This is a genomic window from Roseicyclus marinus (assembly GCF_036322625.1).
GTDB lineage: Bacteria > Pseudomonadota > Alphaproteobacteria > Rhodobacterales > Rhodobacteraceae > Roseicyclus > Roseicyclus marinus_A.
In genome coordinates this window covers 3089201-3104126 of record NZ_AP027266.1, presented here as the reverse complement: position 1 = coordinate 3104126, position 14926 = coordinate 3089201, and the positions used below count along the sequence as shown (strand labels likewise).

The following is a 14926-nucleotide window of genomic DNA, read 5'->3' as shown; positions in this document are numbered from 1 at the left end:
TCGGTGGTGGGCAGATTGCCCACCCTACGCTTTTTCCTTGGCGCGGGTGCGCAGGAGGGTGAAGATCCCTGCCGAGACGACCAGGGCGGCGCCGATGGCCACGTTCAATTCCAGCGTTTCGCCAAAGGCCGTGATCCCCAGCGTCGCGGCAAAGACCAGCTGCAGATAGGCGAAGGGTTGCACGGCGCTGGCCTCGGCAACGTCATAGGTCTTGATCAAGAGCCAATGGCCGAGCGCGCCGGTGACGCACAAAAGCGCCATCCAGGCCCAATCGGGCGCGGTCATCGGTTCCCAGAACCAGATGCCGACCGAGGTCATCACCACGCATCCCACCGTGCCGGTGTAGAAAAAGCTTGTCGCTGCCGAATCCTTGCGCGCGGCATAGCGCGTCATCAGCCCGTAGAGCGCGAACATGAGGGCCGCGGCCAGGGGCACCAGCGCCTCGACCTGAAAGACCCGGAAACCGGGTTGCAAGATGATGATCACGCCGATGAACCCGACCCCGATGGCCGTCCAGCGCCGCCAGCCGACCTTTTCCCCAAGGATCGGACCCGAAAGCGCCGCGATCAGAAGCGGGTAGGAGGTGAAGACCGCGTGGCTTTCCACCAGTCCCAGAAGGACGAAGCCCAGCACCATCACGCAGACCTCGACCGCCAGCAGGATGCCGCGAAAGATCTGCACGCCCGGTTGACTGGTCGCGGCGGCGGCGCGCAGGCCGCCCGCCTTGCGCGCGGCCACGGCCATCACGAAGGCAGCGAAGAACCAGTAGCGGATCATCACCACCATCAGCACGTTGTATTCACCGGCAAGATGTCGGCTGATCCCGTCCTGCATGGCGAAGACGAAGGTGGTGGCCACCATCAGCCAGATGCCGAGTTTCGTGTTCTGCGCGCTCACGCAAGTTGTCCCTTCGTCATGTGCCGTTTGCGCCCGAAGCCCGGAACGCGGGTGACGGCGAACCCCGCATCGGCCAGTGCGGCGCGCACATGGCCCGCCGCCGAATAGGTCGCAACGCTGCCGCCCGGCAAGGTATGATCGGCAACCGCGCGCAGCAGTGCGGGTTCCCACAATTCGGGGTTCCGGGCGGGCGCGAAGCCGTCGAGAAACCACGCATCGGCGCAGCCGTCCCATGCCGGCACGGTGCGGCGCGCATCGCCGGGGATGATCCGTGCAGAGAGGCGCGGCGTGTCGATCCGCCCGTCGGTGTCGAGCGCATGGGCGATGGCATCCGACAGGCCCGCCGCTTCGGGAAAGGCGGCAAGGGCCGCGCGCGCATCCGCGCCCGACAGGGGAAAGGCTTCGAAGGAGGTGAAATGGAGCGGGCCGTCGATGCCCGCCTGATCCCAGGCCAGGGCCGCCGCGACAAGGTTGAGCCCGGTGCCAAAGCCCAGTTCCGCGATATGGAAACCGGGCCGGAACCGCGCGGGCAGGTCATTTCCGGCCAGAAACACGTGCCGCGTTTCGGCAAGCCCGTTCTCGAGCGAATAGAACGGATCGTCAAAGGCGCGGGACACGGGCACGCGCAGGCCCGCGCCGGTGTCGCGCCAGTCGATATCGTGCTGTGGCTGGTCCATGCCCTGCGGCTCGTCTACATCCTGCTTGGCGCGCGCGGACACTGGGGCAAGGCAGGGGGAATGGCAATGGCCGAGATCAGGGTCTTTGGCGCGGGGATTTTCGGCCTGTCCATCGCATGGGAGGCATTGCTGCGCGGCGCATCGGTCGAAGTGGTGGACCCGTTCGGGGTCGGGGCCGGATCCTCTGGCGGGGTGGTGGGGGCGCTGGCCCCGCATGTGCCGGAAAACTGGAATTCCAAGAAGCAGGTGCAGTTCGACGCGCTCGACATGGCCGCCGAGTTCTGGGGCGGGGTGGCGGCGGCGGGCGGGCAAGATCCGGGCTATGGGCGTACCGGGCGGCTGCAACCTATCGCGGATGAGGCGGCGCTGGCGCTGGCCCGCGCGCGGGGCGAGACGGCGGGCGCGTTGTGGCAGGGGCGCTATCGTTGGGACGTGGTCGCGGCGGCGGAATTTCCGGAGCTTTTGGACAGTCCCACGGGCTGGCTGATCCATGACAATCTGACCGCCCGGATGCATCCGCGCCGCGCCTGTGCTGCGCTCGCCGCCGCGATCGGGGCGAAGGGCGGGCGGATCGGGCCGGAGGCCACCGACCGGCCCATGATCGAGGTGCGCGCCACCGGGGCGGCGGGTCTGGCGGAGCTGTCACAGGCCATGGGCCGAAACCTGGGGACCGGGGTGAAGGGGCAGGCGGCGGTGTTTCGGGCCGATCTGGGCGGGGCACCGCAGCTCTTCGCCGAGGCGCTGCATATCGTGCCCCATGCCGATGGGACGGTCGCCATCGGCTCCACCTCGGAACGCGAGTATGACGATCCGGTCAGCACCGATGGGCAGCTTGACGCGCTGATCGAGACCGCGCGGCGGCTGTGCCCGGCCTTGCGCGCGGCGCCCGTGATCGAACGCTGGGCGGGTCTGCGCCCCCGCGCCCGGTCGCGCGCGCCGATGCTGGGCGCGGACCCTGTGCGGACGGGGGCCTATATCGCCAATGGCGGGTTCAAGATCGGGTTCGGCATGGCGCCCATGGTGGCACGGATGATGGCCGACCTGATCCTCGAGGGGCGCGACACGATCCCGCCGGAATTCCGGCCCGAGGCCAGCCTTTAGCGCGTCGCCGCCTTGCGCAGATCGCCCATCAGCTCGGTCAGGAGCTTGATCGGCATCTCGTTCTTGAGCCGCCCGGCCTCGTCGAATTCGCGGTCGGGGGCGGCGATCATCACCTCGGGCCCCGGCAGGACATGGGCGCGGAACGGGTTCATCGCGTGGCGCATGGTCATCTGGCTGCGTTCGCCCCCCGCGCGCCCCGCCGCCGCCGAGAGGATCGCCACCGGCTTGTCGCGCCAGACGCCGCCCGGCACGCGGCTGACCCAATCGAGCGCGTTCTTGAGCACGCCCGACAGCGCCTTGTTGTATTCGGGGCCGACGATCACCACGGCATCGGCTGTCTTGATCTGATCCGCCAAGGTCTGCACCTCGGCCGGGATGCCCTCTGCCTCCAGGTCGCCATCGTAAAGCGGCAGGCGCAGGTTCGCGTCGGTGAATTCGGCAGGGTCGAAGATGCGCGCGGCTTCGAGCATCAGCTTGCGGTTCCATGACGCCGCGCGCAGCGATCCGCAGATCCCCAGAAGCCTCAAGCTGGACATTTCCCACACCCTCCGATCAAAACGAGCCCCGAGGCATCTAAAGCGGGAGAGCGACATGTCCAAGCGCCACGGGGGAAAAATCCTGGCCGATCAGCTGGCGATCAACGGGGTCAGGCGTGTCTTCTCGGTGCCGGGGGAAAGCTTTCTGGCCGCGCTCGACGGGCTATACGACCATGATATCCAGAACATCGTCTGCCGCCAGGAAGGCGGGGCCGCGATGATGGCCGAGGCGCATGGCAAGCTGACCGGCGAGCCCGGCGTGCTGTTCGTGACGCGGGGGCCGGGGGCGACGAATGCCTCCTCGGGGCTGCATGTGGCGATGCAGGATCAGACGCCCATGGTGGTTTTCGTGGGCCAGATCGCGCTGAAAGACCGCGACCGGGGGGCCTTTCAGGAGGTGGATTACCGGCGCTTCTTTTCCCCGCTGGTGAAATGGGCGGCCGAGGTGGAAACCACCGCGCGCCTGCCCGAATATATCGCCCGTGCGTTCCATGTCGCGCGGTCCGGGCGGCCCGGACCCGTGGTTCTGGCCCTGCCCGAGGATATCCTGTCGGCCGAGGCGGATGTGCCTGACCTTGGGCCCGCGCAGCGGCCAGAGCAGCCGGTCGATCCGGCGACGGCGCGGGCGCTTCTCGACCGTCTCCTGTCCCATGAGCGCCCGATGATCGTCGTGGGCGGGCCGGGGTGGAGCGCGCAGGCGCAACAAGACCTCGAGGCTTTGGCCGAAGCGACCGGTCTGCCCGTCGCCGTCACCTTTCGGCGGCAGGATTACATGGACAACGGGCATGCCCATTACATCGGCGATCTGGGCGTGGGGATGAACCCAAGGCTCGGTCAACGCCTGCGCGACGCCGATGCGCTCCTGATCCTTGGCGCGCGGATGGGCGAGACGGCGACCAATGGCTATACGCTGATGGACCCCGCGCAACCGGGCAAGACGATCCTGCATGTCCATCCCGACCCCGATGAAATCGGCACGGTCTACCAGCCGACGGCCAGCCTTGCCGCGCCCGCGCCCGCCGTTCTGGCAGCCCTTCGCGGCGCGAATGGCCGGATCAAGGATGCGTCCTGGACCGCGCAGGCCCGCGCCGAATACGAGGCCTGGCAGGTGCCGCAGGACACGCCCGGCGCGGTCAAGATGGAACAGGTCGTGCGCCTGGTCTCGGACCGCTACGAGGGGCGCGCGCTTTATACCAATGGCGCGGGCAATTACGCGGCCTTCGTGCATCGCTACGCGCGCTATCGCGGCTACAAGACACAAGTGGCACCCACCTCCGGCTCGATGGGCTACGGCCTGCCTGCCGCCATCGCGGCCAAGCTCGAACATCCCGATCGCCCGGTGATCTGTTTCGCGGGCGACGGATGTTTGCAGATGACCCTTCAGGAATTGTCGACCGCACGTCAATTCGGGGCGGATATCACCGTCATCATCGCCAACAACGGGCGATACGGCACGATCCGGATGCACCAGGAAAACCACTATCCGGGCCGGGTCTCGGGGACCGAGCTGTTCAATCCCGATTACGTCCAGCTTGCGCGATCCTATGGCGGGACCGGCCACCTGGTGACCGGGATGGACCAGCTTGCCCCCGCGCTCGATGCCGCCGACAGGGGCGGTCTGCACCTGATCGAACTCAAACTCGATCCCGCGATGCTCTCGACGACGAAATCGCTCTGAGCCTGCCTTCATCTTGGCCGGAAAACTCCGGGGGTCTGGGGGCAGCGCCCCCAGTTGCTGCCCCCCAACACGCCCTTGCGCCGATGGCGCTGCATCAGTAGATCACGGGGATCATGACCCTTGTCTTCGACATAGCGGATCGGGCGCGCCTGCCTTGGCGCTTTTTCGGCGCGCGCCGGTCGCGGCTGGGCGGGCTATGACGCCCTGCCGCCCTGCCTGATCCCACCTGACATTTCCGCGACCAAGGACCCGAAAAGATGACCGGCAAGACGCTCTACGACAAGATCTGGGATGCCCATCTTGTGCACGAAGCCGAGGATGGCACGTCGCTTCTGTATATCGACCGCCACCTTGTCCACGAGGTGACCAGCCCGCAGGCTTTCGAAGGTCTGCGCATGACGGGCCGCAAGGTCCGCGCGCCCGAGAAAACCATCGCCGTGCCCGACCATAACGTGCCCACCACGCAGGGCCGCGAGAACCCCGAAGAGATGCCCGAGGAAAGCCGCATCCAGGTGGCAGCCCTCGACAAGAACGCGCGCGATTTCGGCATCCATTACTATCCGGTCACCGATATCCGTCAGGGCATCGTGCATATCGTCGGCCCCGAACAGGGCTGGACCCTGCCGGGGATGACGGTCGTCTGCGGCGACAGCCACACGGCGACGCACGGCGCCTTTGGCGCGCTGGCGCATGGGATCGGCACGTCCGAGGTCGAGCATGTCCTGGCCACCCAGACGCTGATCCAGAAGAAATCCAAGAACATGAAGGTCGAGATCACCGGCAAGCTTGCGCCCGGTGTGACCGCCAAGGACATCACGCTGTCGGTCATCGGCCATACCGGCACGGCGGGCGGAACGGGCTACGTGATCGAATATTGCGGCGAGGCGATCCGCGACCTGTCCATGGAAGGGCGGATGACCGTCTGCAACATGGCCATCGAAGGCGGCGCGCGCGCGGGCCTGATCGCGCCGGATGAAAAGACATTCGCCTATGTGCAGGGCCGGCCCCATGCGCCCAAGGGCGCGCAATGGGAGGCGGCGCTCGCGTGGTGGAAGACGCTCTATTCCGACGATGACGCGCATTGGGACAAGGTCGTGACGATCCGGGGCGAGGATATCGCGCCTGTCGTGACCTGGGGCACCTCGCCCGAGGATGTGCTGCCGATCACGGCGGCCGTTCCCGCGCCCGATGACTTCAAGGGCGGCAAGGTCGATGCGGCGAAACGCTCGCTCGATTACATGGGGCTGACGCCCGGCATGGCGCTCAAGGATATCGAGATCGACACGGTCTTCATCGGGTCCTGCACCAACGGGCGGATCGAGGATCTGCGCGCTGCCGCCGAGATCCTGAAGGGCAAGAAGATCGCGGTGAAACGCGCGATGGTCGTGCCGGGATCGGGCCTTGTGCGCGCGCAGGCCGAGGAAGAGGGGCTGGCCGACATCTTCCGCGAGGCGGGGTTTGAATGGCGGCTTGCGGGCTGTTCCATGTGCCTTGCCATGAACCCCGACCAGTTGCAGCCGGGCGAGCGCTGCGCGGCCACCTCGAACCGCAATTTCGAGGGGCGGCAGGGGCGCGGCGGGCGCACACACCTGATGTCGCCTGCCATGGCGGCGGCCGCAGCCGTCACCGGGCGGCTCACGGATGTGCGCGAGCTGATGTGACGAAAAGGGGGGGCATCGCGCCCCCCCTTTTTTCATGGTCCTGGCGAGGGGCGGACGAGGGTCAGAAGACCTCGTTGTTGCCTTCTTCCGGCTGGGTTTCGGGTGTGTTTTCAACCGGGGCGGCAAAGCCGGGGGCGACCTCCATGTCAGTGAGCGCCGCACCGAGATTGTCCGAGCTTTGGGAAAAGCCGCCACCGAGCAGGGCCACGACGGCAAGTCCAAGGCCCGCCGTTGCTGCGGTCAAAACCACCCAATCCACCGTAACGGCGCCGCTTTCGTCCTTCAGAAAATGCATTGCGAATACTCCTGTTGCCACGCAGTGGGGCAAGGTTTGCAGGGCAAAAACGGTTTGTTCATGGCGGATGGATGGAGAATCCGCGCCAATCGGACGTGTCCGCCGCAGTGCTGTCAGGGCGCGCGCAGAAGCTTGCGGGTGACGATCAGCATCGCGACCGACAGGCCGATGCACCAGGCGGCCATCACGCCCGCCTGGTGCGGCACGGGCATGCCCGCGTCGATGATCACGCCCCCGATCCCCGGTCCCAGCGCGGTCGAGACGACCAGCACGGCGCTGGCGACGGCGCGCACCGATCCGATGTGATCGGTGCCGTAGGTGGCGGGCAAAAGCGTGCCCCAGACGGTATTGGTCAGGCCCTGGGTCACGCCGATCAGGCCGATGCCGATGATCCATGACAGGGGTGTCGCGCCCATGCCGATCAGCGCGATCCCGAGCCCCATCGGCAGGGCCGCGAGCGGCAAGAGCCGCGCGGGCCCGAAACGGTCGGCGATCCAGCCCGCGGCAAAGGCGGCTGCCACCTCGGACAGGGCCCAGGCGGGATAGGCGGGGGCCATGGCGACCAGCGACCAGCCCTTGATCTCGGCGATATGGACCTGGTGGAAAAAGACGACCGTCCCGACATAGCCGGGTGTCAGCATCAGGGGCACGAGCGCCCAGAAGAGCCAATGGCCAAGCGCCTCGCGCCGGTGCCAGTGTCGCCCGCCAAGACCCGGTGCGCCCGCAACGCCCCCTGTCGTGCCCTGCGGCGTGCGGTCCTGCCGCAAGAGCCAGATCAGAAGCGGCAAGATGAGGCAGAGCAGGATCGCGGCCACCACGATCCATCCGCCGCGCCAGCCGATCCAGCCCATCACCAGGACGGCGGGCAGCGGCAACAGGATCTGGCCCGTCGTGTAGCCCAGGTTGGCGATGGCCATGGCGCGGCCGCGCGTGGCCACGAACCAGCGCGCCATGGCGGTCTGTTGCATGTGGCTGAACATGCCCTGACCGCAAAAGCGCAGAAGAAAGACCGCGATGCCGAGCGTCCAGAGCGTCTGGCCCAGGGCCATCAGCAGCGCCGCACCGGCAAAGACCATGGCCACGATGGGCGCAAGCCGCGACAGCGGCACGGTATCGGCCAATCCCCCGCGCCCGAAGAGAAGGGCTGCCGAGGCCAGCGTCGCGCCGGTGTAGATCAGGCCCCATTGCCCGTCGGTCAGCCCGTATTCGGCCCGGATCTCGCCCGCGAAAAGCGCGATGAACCATGTGTGCCCAAGACAGGCGCCAAGCGCGAGCAGCACGCCGGTGGCCAGCCAGCGCCTGTTCTCGGCGAGGAAGCGGAACATCGATGCGGGCTCCGGGATCGAGGGGTGTCGGCGCAAGTCGTAGGGCCGGCCCGCGCGCTTGACCAGAGTGCGCGTGAGACAGCCCAGCACCTTGCCGCCCGCCCCCCGAGCGGCTAAAGCGGCATCGGCCCGACCGAGGAGAGGCGAAATGGAAAAATTCACCAAGCTGAGCGGCATCGCCGCGCCCATGCCGCTGGTCAATATCGACACGGACATGATCATCCCCAAGCAGTTCCTGAAGACGATCCAGCGGTCTGGTCTGGGCAAGAACCTGTTCGACGAGATGCGCTACACGCAGGACGGCCAGGAAATTCCCGATTTCGTGCTGAACAAGCCGCAATACCGCAACGCGCAGATCATCGTCGCGGGCGACAATTTCGGCTGCGGGTCGAGCCGCGAGCACGCGCCCTGGGCGCTTCTGGATTTCGGCATCCGCTGCGTGATCTCGACCAGTTTCGCCGACATCTTCTTCAACAATTGCTTCAAGAACGGCATCCTGCCCATCGTCTTGCCGCAAGAAGACGTGGACAAGCTGATGGATGACGCGCAGCGCGGTGCGAATGCGGTCATCACTGTCGACCTTGAAAACCAGACGATCACCGGCCCCGATGGCGGCGAGATTTCCTTCGAGGTGGACCCGTTCCGCAAGCATTGCCTGCTCAACGGGCTCGACGATATCGGCCTGACGCTCGAGAAGGCGGCATCCATCGACAGCTTCGAGGCGCAGGCCGCGCAAAGCCGCCCCTGGGTCTGACACCCTGCCGCGACCGGGTCGCGGTGATGCAAACGGCACACACCCGCCCCGCGAATGGGGCGGAAATGTGTCTTGATTACGTTCAAATTCTTGCGACCGCATCGCTCTTTGGGCAGGTTGTTCTCCAAAGAGTGCTTTGACTGCGCGGCTTTAGCGTTGTCGGAGAGATAATGGCGGGGAAAAGCCCCGCCGCGTTCGAGGTGGTTGCAGTGTTGTCCAGGGTCTTGGGTGCCTTGTTGCGGGCGTTGCTCGTGGTGGTCGTCATTGCGACACCATCGCTGCTGGTGCCCGGCACGACCGAAGAGGCGGCCCAGGTCGTCATGCTGATCGCGCTGGCTCTTGGCGGTTTCGTTCTGGCCGAATATGGCGCGACCTATCCCGCCCTTGTCGAATTCCGCGATGCGCCGCCCTACAACCGGGTCCGCATCCTGTCGTTGTTCGTGATGCTGATCGCGCTCAGCCTCGTGGCGCGGGGGCCGGTCGGCGGCGGGGATACGAGCCTGCTCATCGTGTTGCAGGCGCTGGGGCTGTGGCTGGGTCAATTGCTGGATTTCGGCTGGAGCCCGCTGAGGGTGGTGCTGTCCCATCTGCCGCCCGAGGCCGGAGGGGTCAGCGCGCGGCAGGTGATCGCGATGGCGGGCCTGGCCTTTGTGACGATGCTGTGCGGGTTGGCCGTCTTTGCGGTGCTGGTGCGGTGGCACCATTGGCCAAGCCGGAGCCACCCGTTCAACGTCTGGATCAACCTGCCCACCTTCGATCCGACGATGGGGGGCGACGTGGTGCCCCGACTGATCCGGGATGCGCGCGTTAACTTTTTCTTAGCGCTTGTGGCGACATTCATCCTGCCTGTGGCGGGTCTGAAGATCGCGGGGCATTTCGATCCGCTGATCCTGACCTCGCCGCGGGTGATGGTCTGGGGGATTGCCCTTTGGATGTTCCTGCCCTTGAGCATGGCGATGCGCGGTCTGGCCATGGTGCGGGTCGCCCAGATGATCCGCAGCCGCCGCGCAAGGCTGGTGGCCGAAGTGGTCGCGGACGCGCCGCAAGCGGTCTGATCCTGTTTGCCTCTGTGGTGCTGGCGGGTCTGCCCGCCGGGGCGGATGCATTGCGCATCGCCAGTTTCCACACGCAATTGACGCGCGAGGGACCGGGCCTGTTGCTGCGCGACATCCTGCGCGGTGGGGATGGGCAGGTGGCGGCCAGCGTCGCGGTGATCGCGGCGGCGGGGGCCGATGTGCTGGTCTTGCAGGAGGTCGATTTCGACGCGGATGGCCTGGCCCTGGCCGCGCTGGCCGATGCGGTGGAGGCTGCGGGCCTGTCCTATCCGTATCGTCTGGCGCTCAGGCCCAATACGGGCCGGCCCACCGGGGTCGATATCGACGGGGACGGGCGCAGCTGGCGGGCGCGCGATGCGCAGGGCTATGGGCATTTCAACGGGCAGGGGGGGATGGCGGTGCTGTCGCGCCATCCCATCGGGGCGGTGCGGGATTTCTCGGATCTCCTGTGGGCGGACCTGCCGGGGAGTGCCGCGCAAGCTGTTCTGCCGCAAGCGGCGTTGCCGGTCCTGCGGTTGGCCAGCGTGGCTGCTTGGGATGTGGCGGTGGAGCTGCCGGGTGGGCCGCTGCACCTGTTGGCGCTGCATGCCACGCCGCCGGTTTTCGACGGTCCGGAGGATCGCAACGGCTGGCGCAATGCCGATGAATTGCGGTTCTGGGCGCTGTACCTTGATGGCTGGTCGCCGGGTGGCCTGCCCTTTGCCGCGCGTGATTTCGCGGTGATCGGCACGTTGAACGTCGATCCAAGCCGGGGGGAGGGGCGGCGCGAGGGGCTGGGCGCGCTGCTCGATCATCCGCGCCTGCAGGACGTGGTGCCGCGTCGCCCCGGTGGCGGGATGGAAACCGCCGATTGGCCCGATCCCGTGCCGGGCGATCTGCGGGTGGATTACATCCTGCCCGCGGCCCGGCTGACGGTCACGGGCGCGGGCGTGCTCTGGCCCGAGGGGGAGGAGGGGGCGCTGCCCGCCTCGGTCGCGGCGATGGCGTCGGACCATCGGCTGGTCTGGATCGATCTGGCATGGCCGCCCGAGTGAGCGGGCTTGCTTGACGCCCCGTCACGGCTTGGCTAGGCGATGCTGACCAATTCAGCCAAGGGACACATGACCATGACCGACCGCTCTCTCCTGATCCTTCCCGGCGACGGGATCGGCCCCGAAGTGATGGCCGAGGTGCGGAAGGTCATCGACTGGTTCGGCACGCGGGGCATCACCTTTGACGTGTCCGAGGACCTGGTGGGCGGCTGCGCCTATGACGCGCATGGCACGCCGCTGACCGATGCCACCATGGCGAAGGCGCAGGAAGTGGACGCCGTTCTGCTGGGTGCCGTGGGCGGTCCGAAATACGACAAGCTCGATTTCAGCGTGAAGCCCGAGCGCGGCCTGCTGCGCCTGCGCAAGGAGATGGACCTGTATGCCAACCTGCGCCCGGCGCAGTGTTTCGACGCGTTGGCCGATTTCTCGTCCCTGAAAAAGGACGTGGTGGCGGGCCTCGACATCATGATCATCCGCGAATTGACGAGCGGCGTCTATTTCGGCGAGCCGCGCGGCATCATCCGCGAAGGCAACGAGCGGGTGGGCATCAACACCCAGCGCTACACCGAAAGCGAGATCGCCCGCGTGGCGCGGTCGGCCTTTGAAATGGCGCGCAAGCGGAACAACAAGGTCTGTTCCATGGAAAAGGCCAACGTGATGGAATCGGGCATCCTGTGGCGCGACGTGGTGCAGGAAATCCACGATGCCGAATATCCCGATGTCGAGCTGTCGCACATGTATGCCGATGCGGGCGCGATGCAGCTGACCCGTTGGCCGAAACAGTTCGACGTGATCGTCACCGACAACCTGTTCGGCGATCTGTTGTCGGATCTGGCCGCGATGCTGACCGGCAGCTTGGGCATGCTGCCGTCGGCGTCGCTTGGCGCGCCGATGGAAAACGGCCGGCCCAAGGCGCTTTACGAGCCGGTGCATGGCTCCGCCCCCGATATCGCCGGTCAGGGCAAGGCCAACCCCATCGCCTGCATCCTGAGCTTCGCCATGGCGCTGCGCTATTCCTTTGACCTTGGCGCGGAGGCCGAGCGGCTGGAGCATGCCGTGAACGCGGTTCTGGCCGATGGCGTGCGCACCGCCGACCTGATGGGCCCCGAGGGCGGCACGCCGGTGTCGACCGCCGCGATGGGCGATGCCATCGTGGCCAAGCTGGCCGCGAGCGTCTGAGATGCGGACCGCGCTGGTCACCGGGGCCGCGCGGGGCATCGGGCTGGCCACGGCGCGGTTGTTCCTGGAGGACGGGTGGCGCGTGGTCATGCTGGACCGCGACGCTCCCGCGCTCGAGGCGGCGGCGCAGGGTCTGGACAATGTCCTGCCCGTGGTGGCCGATGTGTCGGTCGGGCAGGATGTGGCGCGGGTGGCGCAGGAATGCGCCGGACCCGAGGGGTTGGCGGCGCTGGTCAACAATGCCGGCATCGCCGATTTCGGCCCGATCGAGGATACCGGGTTCGACCGCTGGCGGGCGGTGATGGAGGTGAACCTCGACGGCGTGTTCCGCATGACGCAGGCGCTGACGCCCGCGCTCAAGGCGGCGCGGGGGGGCATCGTCAACATCGCCTCCATATCGGGGCTGCGGGCCTCGACGCTCAGGGTGGCCTATGGCACGTCCAAGGCCGCCGTGATCCAGCTGACGCGGCAACAGGCGGTGGAGCTGGGCGAATACGGTATCCGCGCGAATTGCGTCTGCCCCGGCCCGGTGCGCACCAAGCTGGCCATGGCCGTGCACAGCCAGGACATCATCGACGCCTATCACGATGCGATCCCGCTCAACCGCTACGGGTCCGAGCGCGAGATCGCGGAGGCGATCGTTTTCCTGTGTTCGGAGCGCGCGAGCTACATCACCGGGCAGACATTGGCCGTGGATGGCGGGTTCGAGGCGACAGGCGTGGGGCTTCCGGCGCTGCGCCGCTGAGGGGCGTTTGACCTTGTGGCCCGCTCAGGCCAAGGTCGGGGCATGACCGAAGGCAGTTCCATTGTTCGCGGGGCCATGCTGGCGCTGTTGGCGTTCGGCGTCTATGCGACGCATGACGTGATCATCAAGGCGCTGGGCGGGACCTATTCGCCGGTGCAGATCGTGTTTTTCAGCGTGCTCTTCGGCTTTCCGCTCGTCACGATCATCCTTGCGCGCGACACGTCCGAGGCCAATCTGGTGCCGAAATACCCGGTCTGGGCGCTGTTGCGCACGCTGGCGGTGGTGATCACGGGGCTGACGGCCTTTTACGCGTTCACCGTGCTGCCGCTGGCGCAGACCTATGCGATCCTGTTCGCCGCGCCGCTTCTGATCACGATCTTTGCCATCCCGATGCTGGGCGAAAAGGTGGGTATCCGGCGGGGGCTTGCCGTTCTGGTGGGGCTTGCAGGCGTGATGGTGGTGTTGCGCCCCGGGTCGGAGCCCTTGACGCTCGGCCATGGGGCGGCGCTTTTGTCGGCCTTCACCGGGGCCTTTGCCGCCGTGGTGATGCGCAAGGTGGGGCGCGAGGAACGGACCGTGGTCCTGATCCTTTACCCGATGCTGGGCAATTTCGCGATCATGGGGGCGGCGCTGCCCTTTGTCTATGAACCCATGCCGCTCATCGACATGGCGGGGCTGGCGGTGATCGCGGTTCTGGCGCTGATCGGCATGCATTTCCTGATCCTCGCCTATCGTGCGGCCCCGGCGGTCGTGGTCGCGCCGATGCAATATTCCCAGATCCTCTGGGCCACGGCCTATGGGCTCATCCTGTTCGACGAGACGCTCGACACCTACACCGCCATCGGGGCGGGGATCATCATCGCCTCGGGCGTCTATATCGTGCTGCGCGAGGCACGGCTGGGCGTGTCGCGCACCACCCCCGTCCTGCGGACCAAGACGCGGCTGGGCACGCCTGTTGCCCCCCGCGTGTCCACCATGATGCGCGATGGCGATCCGGCGGAATAGGGCCGGGCGCGCTTCCTTATGCCTCTTGCAATGACGCGTCTGCGGGGCTATCCCGCGCGGCACGGTCGGAGTGTAGCGCAGCCTGGTAGCGCACCTGCTTCGGGAGCAGGGGGTCGGAGGTTCGAATCCTCTCACTCCGACCAGATCATCCACATGCGCGCAGCGCCGAAAGGCGGGATGCGGATCTTGCGGGGCACGCGGGGTCCGGCATGGATGCGCGCGGCTGTCATCGCAGAGGAGGCGACATGACCCTGGACCCCAAGATCATCGAGACGCTCAAGGGCGTGTCGACCGCGACGCTGACCACGATCCTGCTCAAGAAAGGGTTGCGCAATGTCTGGCTGCGCGGGTCGCAGCCGATCCGGCAGGGCCAGCCGCGGCTCGTGGGGCGCGCCTTTACCCTGCGCTTCGTGCCCGCGCGCGAGGATCTGGCCACGCCCGCAAGCTGGGGCGCGCCGATTTCCACCCGCGCCGCGATCGAGGCGATGCCCGAGGGCTGCATCGCTGTGGCCGATGCGATGGGCGTGACGGATGCGGGCATTTTCGGCGACATCCTGTGCAACCGCATGGTGCAGCGGGGCGTGGCCGCGCTGATCACCGATGGCGTGGTGCGCGATGCGGCGGGCGTTTTGTCGACCGGTTTGCCGGTCTGGTGCCGGGGCGTGGCGGCCCCGCCGTCTGTCGCGGGGCTGACCTTTGTCGGCTGGCAGGAACCCATCGCCTGCGGCGGTGTGGCCGTCTATCCCGATGACGTGATCGTGGTCGATGACGATGGCGCGGTGCTTATCCCCGCCGCCCTGCTGGACGAGGTTCTGGCCGAAGCCCCCGAACAGGAGCGGATGGAAGGCTGGATCATGACCGAGGTGGATCGCGGCGTGCCGCTGCCCGGGCTTTACCCGATGAACGAAGAGACCAAGGCGCGCTACCAGGCGTGGAAAGACGCGCAATAGAGCGCGTCGCGTTCATTCGCATTCACGCGTCGCACTC

15 protein-coding genes and 1 tRNA gene are annotated in these 14926 nt (G+C 67.0%); 11 read left to right on the top strand and 5 right to left on the bottom strand.

What is annotated here, in order from left to right; genetic code table 11:
- Positions 1–24 precede the first annotated feature (24 nt).
- Complete coding sequence (locus AABA51_RS15005; RefSeq protein WP_338272849.1) at positions 25–897, bottom strand: DMT family transporter; 873 nt, start codon at positions 895–897, stop codon at positions 25–27.
- A complete protein-coding gene (gene mnmD / locus AABA51_RS15000; protein ID WP_338272848.1) occupies positions 894–1574 on the bottom strand; it encodes a tRNA (5-methylaminomethyl-2-thiouridine)(34)-methyltransferase MnmD in 681 nt (226 codons plus the stop codon). Before mnmD ends, AABA51_RS15005 begins: the two co-directional genes overlap by 4 nt.
- A 66-nt stretch (positions 1575–1640) precedes the next feature.
- On the opposite strand from mnmD, the gene AABA51_RS14995 reads away from it, so the two are divergent.
- Positions 1641–2675 (top strand): NAD(P)/FAD-dependent oxidoreductase, encoded by a 1035-nt coding sequence (locus AABA51_RS14995; protein WP_338276627.1) that lies wholly within the window; start codon positions 1641–1643, stop codon positions 2673–2675.
- Here AABA51_RS14995 and AABA51_RS14990 read toward each other — a convergent pair.
- A complete protein-coding gene (locus AABA51_RS14990) occupies positions 2672–3211 on the bottom strand; it encodes an NADPH-dependent FMN reductase (RefSeq protein WP_338272846.1) in 540 nt (179 codons plus the stop codon). The genes AABA51_RS14995 and AABA51_RS14990 overlap by 4 nt on opposite strands.
- Positions 3212–3266: 55 nt before the next feature.
- Here AABA51_RS14990 and AABA51_RS14985 point away from each other — a divergent pair, with 55 nt between their 5' ends.
- Positions 3267–4889 (top strand): thiamine pyrophosphate-binding protein, encoded by a 1623-nt coding sequence (locus tag AABA51_RS14985; RefSeq protein ID WP_338272845.1) that lies wholly within the window; start codon positions 3267–3269, stop codon positions 4887–4889.
- A gap of 257 nt (positions 4890–5146) precedes the next feature.
- Positions 5147–6550, top strand: a complete 1404-nt coding sequence (gene leuC / locus AABA51_RS14980) for a 3-isopropylmalate dehydratase large subunit (RefSeq protein ID WP_338272844.1) — start codon at positions 5147–5149, stop codon at positions 6548–6550.
- A gap of 61 nt (positions 6551–6611) precedes the next feature.
- Here the strand turns inward: leuC and AABA51_RS14975 are convergent, their stop codons facing one another.
- Positions 6612–6845 (bottom strand): Flp family type IVb pilin, encoded by a 234-nt coding sequence (locus AABA51_RS14975; protein ID WP_338272843.1) that lies wholly within the window; start codon positions 6843–6845, stop codon positions 6612–6614.
- 113 nt (positions 6846–6958) lie between these two features.
- Positions 6959–8170, bottom strand: a complete 1212-nt coding sequence (locus AABA51_RS14970; RefSeq protein WP_338272842.1) for an MFS transporter — start codon at positions 8168–8170, stop codon at positions 6959–6961.
- Positions 8171–8318: 148 nt separating this feature from the next.
- Here AABA51_RS14970 and leuD point away from each other — a divergent pair, with 148 nt between their 5' ends.
- The 8 genes from leuD to AABA51_RS14930 all read left to right on the top strand — a co-directional run bounded on the left by leuD (position 8319) and on the right by AABA51_RS14930 (position 14889).
- Positions 8319–8924 (top strand): 3-isopropylmalate dehydratase small subunit, encoded by a 606-nt coding sequence (leuD, locus tag AABA51_RS14965; RefSeq protein WP_338272841.1) that lies wholly within the window; start codon positions 8319–8321, stop codon positions 8922–8924.
- Between the two features lie 209 nt (positions 8925–9133).
- Positions 9134–9979 (top strand): hypothetical protein, encoded by an 846-nt coding sequence (locus tag AABA51_RS14960; protein WP_338272840.1) that lies wholly within the window; start codon positions 9134–9136, stop codon positions 9977–9979.
- 14 nt (positions 9980–9993) lie between these two features.
- A complete protein-coding gene (locus AABA51_RS14955; protein ID WP_338276626.1) occupies positions 9994–11013 on the top strand; it encodes an endonuclease/exonuclease/phosphatase family protein in 1020 nt (339 codons plus the stop codon).
- Positions 11014–11085: 72 nt separating this feature from the next.
- Positions 11086–12189, top strand: a complete 1104-nt coding sequence (gene leuB, locus AABA51_RS14950; protein WP_338272838.1) for a 3-isopropylmalate dehydrogenase — start codon at positions 11086–11088, stop codon at positions 12187–12189.
- A gap of 1 nt (position 12190) precedes the next feature.
- On the top strand, positions 12191–12934 hold the full coding sequence (locus AABA51_RS14945; protein WP_338272836.1) for an SDR family NAD(P)-dependent oxidoreductase: 744 nt from the start codon (positions 12191–12193) through the stop codon (positions 12932–12934).
- Between the two features lie 42 nt (positions 12935–12976).
- A complete protein-coding gene (locus tag AABA51_RS14940; protein ID WP_338272834.1) occupies positions 12977–13939 on the top strand; it encodes a DMT family transporter in 963 nt (320 codons plus the stop codon).
- Positions 13940–14005: 66 nt separating this feature from the next.
- Positions 14006–14082, top strand: a tRNA-Pro gene (locus AABA51_RS14935).
- 102 nt (positions 14083–14184) lie between these two features.
- Positions 14185–14889, top strand: coding sequence for a ribonuclease activity regulator RraA (locus AABA51_RS14930; protein ID WP_338272832.1), 705 nt, complete (start codon positions 14185–14187; stop codon positions 14887–14889).
- The last annotated feature ends 37 nt before the right edge of the window (positions 14890–14926 follow it).

Coding starts and splice junctions, on each gene's coding strand:
- mnmD (WP_338272848.1), bottom strand. CDS start 1,574: ATGGACCAGCCACAGCACGATATCGACTGGCGCGACACCGGCGCGGGC.
- AABA51_RS14995 (WP_338276627.1), top strand. CDS start 1,641: ATGGCCGAGATCAGGGTCTTTGGCGCGGGGATTTTCGGCCTGTCCATC.
- AABA51_RS14990 (WP_338272846.1), bottom strand. CDS start 3,211: ATGTCCAGCTTGAGGCTTCTGGGGATCTGCGGATCGCTGCGCGCGGCG.
- AABA51_RS14985 (WP_338272845.1), top strand. CDS start 3,267: ATGTCCAAGCGCCACGGGGGAAAAATCCTGGCCGATCAGCTGGCGATC.
- leuC (WP_338272844.1), top strand. CDS start 5,147: ATGACCGGCAAGACGCTCTACGACAAGATCTGGGATGCCCATCTTGTG.
- AABA51_RS14975 (WP_338272843.1), bottom strand. CDS start 6,845: ATGCATTTTCTGAAGGACGAAAGCGGCGCCGTTACGGTGGATTGGGTG.
- AABA51_RS14970 (WP_338272842.1), bottom strand. CDS start 8,170: ATGTTCCGCTTCCTCGCCGAGAACAGGCGCTGGCTGGCCACCGGCGTG.
- leuD (WP_338272841.1), top strand. CDS start 8,319: ATGGAAAAATTCACCAAGCTGAGCGGCATCGCCGCGCCCATGCCGCTG.
- leuB (WP_338272838.1), top strand. CDS start 11,086: ATGACCGACCGCTCTCTCCTGATCCTTCCCGGCGACGGGATCGGCCCC.
- AABA51_RS14945 (WP_338272836.1), top strand. CDS start 12,191: ATGCGGACCGCGCTGGTCACCGGGGCCGCGCGGGGCATCGGGCTGGCC.
- AABA51_RS14940 (WP_338272834.1), top strand. CDS start 12,977: ATGACCGAAGGCAGTTCCATTGTTCGCGGGGCCATGCTGGCGCTGTTG.
- AABA51_RS14930 (WP_338272832.1), top strand. CDS start 14,185: ATGACCCTGGACCCCAAGATCATCGAGACGCTCAAGGGCGTGTCGACC.